The following is a 7,148-nucleotide window of genomic DNA, read 5'->3' as shown; positions in this document are numbered from 1 at the left end:
GCATGAACAGCGAGTCCCAGCGGGTGCGTTCGTCGAACCAGGCGACGTTCGGTCCGACGAGGGTGCGGACTCGGGTGGCCTCCATGACGGTGGCCAGCGTCTGGTCGGCGAAAACGATGATGAGCACCAGCGTGCCCGCCGCGATGCCGGGGGCCAGCAGCGCGGCGTAGCGGAAGATCTTGGCCCCCAGCGAGAGCCGATCCGCCTTGTCCGGGCTTGCCGAGCTGTTCGTGCGAGCCGGGCTGGTGGCGTCCGTCTTCGCCGTACTGCGGGCGACGGGCGACGGTTGGTCGTCGGCGGCGTCGAACTCGCTGTCGGCGGCGATCCGACGCGGGCGCAGACCCTGCGCGCGTTTGATGATGACCTGCATGACCGGCCGGGTGCCGGCGATCAGGGCGGCGATGCAGATCAGGCCGGTCGGGCCCGCCGCCAGCGAGAACGCGGCGACGAGGATCGCCAAGGCGGCAGGCAGCAGTCGCGCGGTGGCGATGGCGCGTTCGATGAGGCACCAGGTGAGCAGCGCGCCCGCCGCGATCAGCGGTTCGGGGCGAAGGCCGTTGTCGTACGGGAGCCAGAAGGCGAGGAACACCAGGCCCGCCGTCCACAGCGCCACCTTGTCGCGGCGCACACGAGCACCGAGACGGGGCAGCACTTCCCGGCTGATCACCGCCCAGCAGACCAATCCGGCGGCGAGCGCGGGCAGGCGCATCCAGGGACTGGCGTCGGAGATCTTCGTCATCCAGGCGAGCAGTTCGTAGGACCAGCCGAACGGCGCCTCCGGCACCCCGAACCAGCGGTAGTAGTTCGCCATGTAGCCCGACGGGCCCGACGCGCGCGCCATATTGAGGATGTAGCCGTCGTCGGAGGTGTTCGCGCCGATCACATGCCAGCCGAGCAGCGTCACGACCACCACCACGTCGGTCGGGGTGATCCGCCACCAGTGCCGGGGCAGGAAGCGGCGGGCGCGGCGGCCGTCGGTGGTGTCGAGCAGGTGCAACGCGATCAGCGCGAGCAGGGTGAACACACCGGCGCCGATCATCGTCGCCAGTTTCAGCGTCGTCGGCGTCGAGGTGAAGCGGGAGTCGATATCGGCGTGCAGCCGGGCGCCGGTGAGAGCGGCCGAGTCGAGGTCGGTGTAGACGCCGACGATCTGCGGGCGCTTGTCCACGGTGACGGTGTTGCGGAACGGCGTCCCGTCCTGGCGTGCCGCCCCGACGAACTCCACGGTCGTGGCCTCGATGGTCGAGACGATGCTGATCCGCTCACACCCGGCGATCTCGGCGATCGGTGCCGACAGCATCGGCACATCGCGCGCCTGCACCCCCAGCACGCCGTCACGCACGGTGACGCTCAGTCCGCGGTCGGCCTTGCCCGAGGCGACCGGAATCGTCGTGAGCAGGGTGGTCGCGGTGGGGTTCTCCGCCCCGGGACCCGGCAATCCGCTCAGCATCGTGCACGGCAGCTGGGCGTCGAGCCGCTGCGGCACATACGACACCAGGGGTGCCTCGACGCTGGTCGCGCCCGCTTGCGGCCAGTCCAGGCTCGCGCGGTCCTGGCGCACCGGTAACAGCGGTGTGAGCAGGGCAAGCACGAACCCGAGCAGCCCACAGACGAGGGCGATCAGGCGGTATCGGGTGAACGCTCGTTCAGATCGGTCCGGTCGCACGGGGTCTGATGCTAGCCATCGAACCTGTGCGCGGGTCGGCGCCGCTCCTAACGGGCCGCCGCAGCGACGGCGCAGGTACGTCTCAACCCGTGCGGCGGTCGGCCCAGTCGAGTTGGGATCGGGCCCAGTCGGGGATCTCGGTGTCGGGGCGCGGGAAGGCGGCGAATTCGGAGCGCAGGTCGTCGGCGGTGACCTCGGGCATCCAGTCGGCGACCGAGCCGGTGGAGTAGTTGGTCTTGTACCGGGTGGGACCGGCGATGAAGATCTCGGCGCTGAGCCAGGCCCCGATGTTCGGGTCGTAGGACATGCGCTTGTGATCGGTGAGGTATTCGAGCACCTCGGTGGGCGGCATCAGGTTGGTGACCGTTCCGTCGCGCTCTTTGATCTGCACGCCGGCGACGGTTTGCTCGCCGACCTGCAGTGACCACAGCAGGGCGAATTTCTGGCCGGGCGCGAGCATGGCGATGGTGGCGTCGATGACGACCCGCTCGATCGCGGCGAGCGAGTCGAGTTGCTCGCGCGGTTCCGGTTCACGGCCGATACGTTGCGGCCGTGACAACAAAAGATCGATCCGCTCCGGTCGGTTGAGCGTCATAGCTATACCTCTGCATCCGTACCGATCAGCGCTACCAAAACCTGATTTCGGTCGGCCGAACTTCCAACATTTCGCAGCGTACTCGCCCCGCGACACCGACCGCGCGGTTTGTTGACACTGACCGGACATATTGTGGTCTATCGAGCTTCCGCACACCAGTAGCTATCGGGTGTCGATAGACACAGGGTCGACGCCGTCACACCGCGGGGATCGGCTCACGCCGCCGATGCGCGCAGCGCGAACCAGCCTTCGCGCGGGTCGGCGAAGCCGTGATAGACCAGGGGAATGCGCTGGTCGATCGCGAAATACCGGTAGACGGCCTCCATTGCCTGGCGGACCGAATGCGCCTGGAAATCATCGATGCGGCGCACTCCGATGCGCCACTCGGGCAGCATCGCCAGCCGGGTCAGTTCCGCGGGATCGTCCACATCCAGCCCCCATGGGGCGGGTTCCTCGATGAGATGGTCGTGCAGCACCTCGCGCGCGACCGGCGGATCGTGGCGCGGACCGGAGAACGCGACTTGCTGCGCGCGTGCCAGCCCCCGGGTGTCCAGCGGCGTGCGCACGGCCTGGATCAGGTCGATCAGCTCGGCGTCCGGGGTGGGTTGCGGTATTCGCCCGGCGAGGGGCGCCTGTTCGAGCAGGTGCATCATCTGACCGCCGAGAACCAGCGGTTCCGGCACCAGGAAAACGCTGATGCTCGGGCAGGAACAGTTCAAGCCGGTGAGGCACACCCTCGTGTGCAACGGATCGGACATACGTCCTCCTCCGATAGCGGGTCGCCGGGACCCGTGACGTGCAGGATCTGGTTTCTACGCCAGCCGCCGGGAGAGTTCGAATCCGCCGGCGACGACCGTGCCGCACCAGTCAGTGTAGTGCCGTCGAGCGGGATGAACACCGGGTTCCGGCACGGAACGGACACGATCCCCGGCGGCTACCCGGCGACCGATTCGGTGTAGCGGCGGGCCAGGGTGCGCAGGTGCGCGACCAGCTCGGGCGGGCCGTCGACGCGGAAATCCATCATCAACATGCTGAGGTAGATCGCGATCGTCTCCATCGCGTCGGCGCCGGTGAGCAGCACGCAACTGTGCTCGTCGATCGGCTCGACCACGCCGACCGCCGGGTTGATCCTGGCGATCACGGTCTCCGCGGATTCGAGGACGGTGACGCGGGCGTGGACGCGCCAGCCGGTGGAGGCGATATGACGCATGACGAAGGCGACCAGGTCGTCGTGTGGGAGGGAGCGCGGGGCGAACACGCGGGTGCCCGCCTCGGCCCGGGTGATCCCGGCGGCGGGCAGTGCCGTCCAGTCGTGGGTGCGCATGCTGTAGGCGACCAGGTACCAGCGACGTTGCCAGTTGATCAGCCGGTAGGGCTCGAGTTCCGTTGCACCGTCGGAGGTTGCGACGGTGACAGCGGTGGTGCGGCGGACCGCGTCGGCGAGGGTGGTGAGGATACCCGCGGCGACCGGTGCGTCCGGTTCGCGGGAACCGGTGGTGGCGGGGCCGACCTCGGTGGCGTCGCGCAACGCGGAGACCTTGCGCTGCAAGCGTTTCGGGAGGATCTGTTCGATCTTGCGGAGTGCTCTGGTGAGCTGGTCGCCGATATCGGAGACGGCGAGCGAGCCGTCATGGGCCACGGCGATGGACAGCGCGACCGCCACCGCTTCCTCGTCGTCGAGGAGCAGCGGCGGCATGGTCGCGCCGCGGCCGAGGCGGTAGCCGCCGATCGCCCCCCGTTCCGCGTGGACGGGATAGCCGAGTTCGCGCAGCCGTGAGATGTCGTTGCGCACGGTGCGTTCGGTGATCTCGAGGCGGTCGGCGAGCTCGCGCCCGGTGTAGGCGCGGTCCTGCAGCAGGGCGAGCAGACGCAGGACGCGCGGGGTTGTCGCAGCCATTTTCCACCTCGTCGAAAATTAGGAAAGAAATGAGCCTAATAGGTTTCTAGGCTGGAGTCATCACCGAAACGAAAGGCACCATCATGAACAGCACCGCAGCCCTCGAAACCGTCTGGCGCGACGTGGTCGCCACCTCCTACCGGGCCCTCGGCGACGTGGTGGCCGGGATCGCCGACGACCAGTGGAACCTGCCCACCCCCTGCTCGGACTGGACCGTCACCCAGGTCATCCAGCACGCCGCGGGCGACCAACTCGCCTACGCCGCTGCCCTGGGAGTCGGCCCCGGCCCGTCCTACAACCCCTTCGACCCCTCCGGCGAGATCGACGGTTCCGCCGCCGCCCTGGTCCGCGAAGCCGTCGACCAGACCGCCGCGGCGTGGGCCACGGTCGCCGACGAAACCACCACTGTCCCCACGCCTCTCCCGCACGGCGACCTCCCGACCCCCGTCGCGGCCACCCTCGCCGCTCTCGACGCCGCGGTCCACGCCTGGGACATCGCGATCGCCACCGGCCAGCCGTCGCCCCTCACCGACGACCTCTCGGCCCATCTCCTGACCGCCGCCCGCACCATCCACCCGGCCCCCGGTTCAGGCACCGACGCCGAAATCATCGAACCCCTGCGCCAGTGGGGCGCCTACGCCGCCGTTGTCGAAACAGCGGCCACCACGCCCACCGCCGAACTCCTGCACTACCTCGGCCGCGCCGCTGTGTGAGCCGGGGTTCGGCCACTGGGCGAGGACATGGCCTCGCCACAGTGGTCGTCGAGTATCAGCGGCGCACGGTGATCAGGGTGAAGGGGCCGATTTCGGTGGCGGTGAAGGCGGGGTCGGTGAAGAGAGACTTGGGGAAAGAGACTGTGTAGCGCTTGACGTTCGGGTCGTTGGGGTAGACGTCTTCGGCCAGGCGCAGGGTGTAGTTGTCGCCGTCGTTGCGGAAGAGGAAGGCGTCGGGGGCGCGCCAAGGGGACTTCGCGAGGGCTTCGACGAGGGCCGGGGAGTCGGGGAGCTTGCTCCAGTCGGCGATGGTGGCGGCGCGCGCCTTGAAGTCCGACAGGGGGTTCGCGTAGTGGGAGGTGAGGGCCTGGAAGCCCCAGTAGGGGTAGAAGGCCAGGAAAGTGGTGTCCGCGGTGAGGACGACGGATTCGTCTCGGGGACGGCCGGTTTGCGCCAGGATGGCCGCATCGATCTCGCGGTAGTGCGAGACGGCGGAGGGTTTGCGCTGGTCGGCTCGTTCGCCGTTGCCGTCGGTGTCGGTGTAAGCGGTGTCGATCTCGTGGGTCAGCACGGTGGGGATCGTCTGGGCGAAGGCGATGGCGCCGAGGACGGCGATCGCGGCAGCCGCGGTGCGCATCGGGGCGGGCTCGTTCACTGCCTGGTAGAGGGCGGTCGCGCCTTCGACGAAGCCGAAAACGCCCGCGGCGGCGAGCAACGCGAGCAGGACCGGCTCCAGCCGGAAGGACAGCAGGGTCGTGCCTGCCGCGGTCGCCATCATCGAGAGCAGGGTCCACAGGTAGATCGATACGACGCCGAGGCCCAGTGCCTGTGCGCGCCTCGATGATCCGGCGCGAACTACGAGCCACAGCACGCCGATCATGCACAGGGCTCCCCGCAGGGAGAACTCCAGCATCGGGAACGCCAGCTGTGCGCCGGACTCCGGCAGATAGTGGAAAGCGCTGCCGGAGGGAAGTTTCGCACCGGACGCCATCTTCAGCAGATACGGCGTCCACACGACAAGGGCGAGCACGATGGCGATACCGCCGATTGCCGCCAGCCTGGTCAGCGGCGCGATCGCGGCGCGCCAGGCGGGCGGAGCACTCGGCGGGATAGTTCCGCCCGTGGCGGAGGAAACGCCGGGGGTACCGGCGTCAGCAGCCGCGCCCGCTCGCGCGCCGCCCAGACGGCTTGCCCGCCGCCCAGCTGCCCGCTGTGCGTAGACCGCCAACCCGGCCGCCACCACCGCCATGATCACCACGGTGAACGCCGCGATCGCCAGGTACAACGTGTAGAAACACGCCGCCACCCCGAGGAACAGTCCCGTACCGAGCACCGCGCCCCACCCACCGGACCGCCGATGCAGCGCACCCCACGCCAGCACCAGCACCGGCGGAACGAACACCACGAGCACCGCGCCATAAGCCTCGGGCGAGGCGTACGCCAACGTCATCGCCGTGACCGCGGCGGCCGCGCCCACCGCCATGTCGGCCCGCACCAACTGCATCCACAACACCAGCGCCACCGCGGCGGCGATGGCGAGCAGCCCGATCGCGTACGGCTTGAACACTTCCCAGCCGTCCATCCCGAGCACGTTGCCCACGCGCCCGCCGATCCAGAACCACCCGGCCGGATAGAACGGCGGCAGATCCACATACGTCATATCGCGCAGCGCGGCACTGTCGGTGAGCCGGGTCAGGTACTCGGTCCGGAATTCCTGATCCACCGAGACACCGAACAGGTACAGCTTCGTCGCGGCCAGCGGCATCCCCAGCGTGACCGTGACAAAGCTCGAGATTCCCACCCAGGACAGCAGTTTCGCCACCACCGGCCACTTGCGCAGCCGGATCAGCAGCACCGAGACCACCAGCAGCGCGACCGCGACGACCTGCCCCACCGTGGTCAGCGCACGAGTCACATTGGAGGAGTTGAACGCGGGCCACTGCACCGCGGAGAACGCGAACAGCCCCACCACGGCTACCACCAGCGCTACACCCGCGGCGGCAGCCCCCTCGCCGACCCCGGTCCAGATCTTGCGCCCCGCCCGCACCTCGTCATTGGTCGTCATCGGCGCGCAATCCTCCGGCTCCACTGTGCTCAACGGTCCGGGCCAGCCTAGTGGAGCCGAAAAGCAGAACTGCCGCACCATCCGGGGATGATGCGGCAGTCCTGAACGCAGTCGATCAGATCGGGAGCTTGCGGAAGATCGGGCGCGGCACGTGGCGCAGGGCCGACATCAGGAAGCGGGCCTCGCCCGGCGCCCAGACGATCTCGGTGCCC

At 68.9% G+C, this 7,148-nt stretch carries 6 protein-coding genes and 1 pseudogene; 1 reads left to right on the top strand and 6 read right to left on the bottom strand.

What is annotated here, in order from left to right; all coding sequences use genetic code 11:
- The 4 genes from ACFWF3_RS18255 to ACFWF3_RS18240 form a co-directional block, all read right to left on the bottom strand.
- Window positions 1-1,666: arabinosyltransferase domain-containing protein (locus ACFWF3_RS18255; protein WP_379314566.1), on the bottom strand; the 1,666-nt coding region annotated here is incomplete at its 3' end.
- 82 nt (window positions 1,667-1,748) lie between these two features.
- Window positions 1,749-2,261, bottom strand: coding sequence for a hypothetical protein (locus ACFWF3_RS18250; protein ID WP_379314565.1), 513 nt, complete (start codon window positions 2,259-2,261; stop codon window positions 1,749-1,751).
- A gap of 215 nt (window positions 2,262-2,476) precedes the next feature.
- Window positions 2,477-3,019, bottom strand: coding sequence for a hypothetical protein (locus tag ACFWF3_RS18245; RefSeq protein ID WP_378989507.1), 543 nt, complete (start codon window positions 3,017-3,019; stop codon window positions 2,477-2,479).
- Window positions 3,020-3,195: 176 nt separating this feature from the next.
- The gene (locus ACFWF3_RS18240; protein WP_379314564.1) at window positions 3,196-4,158 is read right to left on the bottom strand and encodes a helix-turn-helix transcriptional regulator; all 963 of its coding nucleotides are present in this window, start codon (window positions 4,156-4,158) and stop codon (window positions 3,196-3,198) included.
- A gap of 83 nt (window positions 4,159-4,241) precedes the next feature.
- On the opposite strand from ACFWF3_RS18240, the gene ACFWF3_RS18235 reads away from it, so the two are divergent.
- Window positions 4,242-4,871, top strand: coding sequence for a TIGR03086 family metal-binding protein (locus ACFWF3_RS18235; protein ID WP_378989509.1), 630 nt, complete (start codon window positions 4,242-4,244; stop codon window positions 4,869-4,871).
- 55 nt (window positions 4,872-4,926) lie between these two features.
- Here the strand turns inward: ACFWF3_RS18235 and ACFWF3_RS18230 are convergent, their stop codons facing one another.
- Both ACFWF3_RS18230 and ACFWF3_RS18225 read right to left on the bottom strand, forming a co-directional pair.
- The gene (locus ACFWF3_RS18230) at window positions 4,927-6,936 is read right to left on the bottom strand and encodes an arabinofuranosyltransferase (RefSeq protein WP_379314563.1); all 2,010 of its coding nucleotides are present in this window, start codon (window positions 6,934-6,936) and stop codon (window positions 4,927-4,929) included.
- A gap of 115 nt (window positions 6,937-7,051) precedes the next feature.
- Window positions 7,052-7,148: pseudogene (locus ACFWF3_RS18225) on the bottom strand (decaprenylphospho-beta-D-erythro-pentofuranosid-2-ulose 2-reductase); the annotation flags it as partial.

It is taken from the genome of Nocardia sp. NPDC060220 (assembly GCF_042727815.1).
In the GTDB taxonomy this organism is placed as follows: domain Bacteria; phylum Actinomycetota; class Actinomycetes; order Mycobacteriales; family Mycobacteriaceae; genus Nocardia.
Note: the sequence above shows the minus strand (reverse complement) of the source record. Positions and strands in the feature narration are given on the sequence as shown.

Coding starts and splice junctions, on each gene's coding strand:
- ACFWF3_RS18250 (WP_379314565.1), bottom strand. CDS start 2,261: ATGACGCTCAACCGACCGGAGCGGATCGATCTTTTGTTGTCACGGCCG.
- ACFWF3_RS18245 (WP_378989507.1), bottom strand. CDS start 3,019: ATGTCCGATCCGTTGCACACGAGGGTGTGCCTCACCGGCTTGAACTGT.
- ACFWF3_RS18240 (WP_379314564.1), bottom strand. CDS start 4,158: ATGGCTGCGACAACCCCGCGCGTCCTGCGTCTGCTCGCCCTGCTGCAG.
- ACFWF3_RS18235 (WP_378989509.1), top strand. CDS start 4,242: ATGAACAGCACCGCAGCCCTCGAAACCGTCTGGCGCGACGTGGTCGCC.
- ACFWF3_RS18230 (WP_379314563.1), bottom strand. CDS start 6,936: ATGACGACCAATGACGAGGTGCGGGCGGGGCGCAAGATCTGGACCGGG.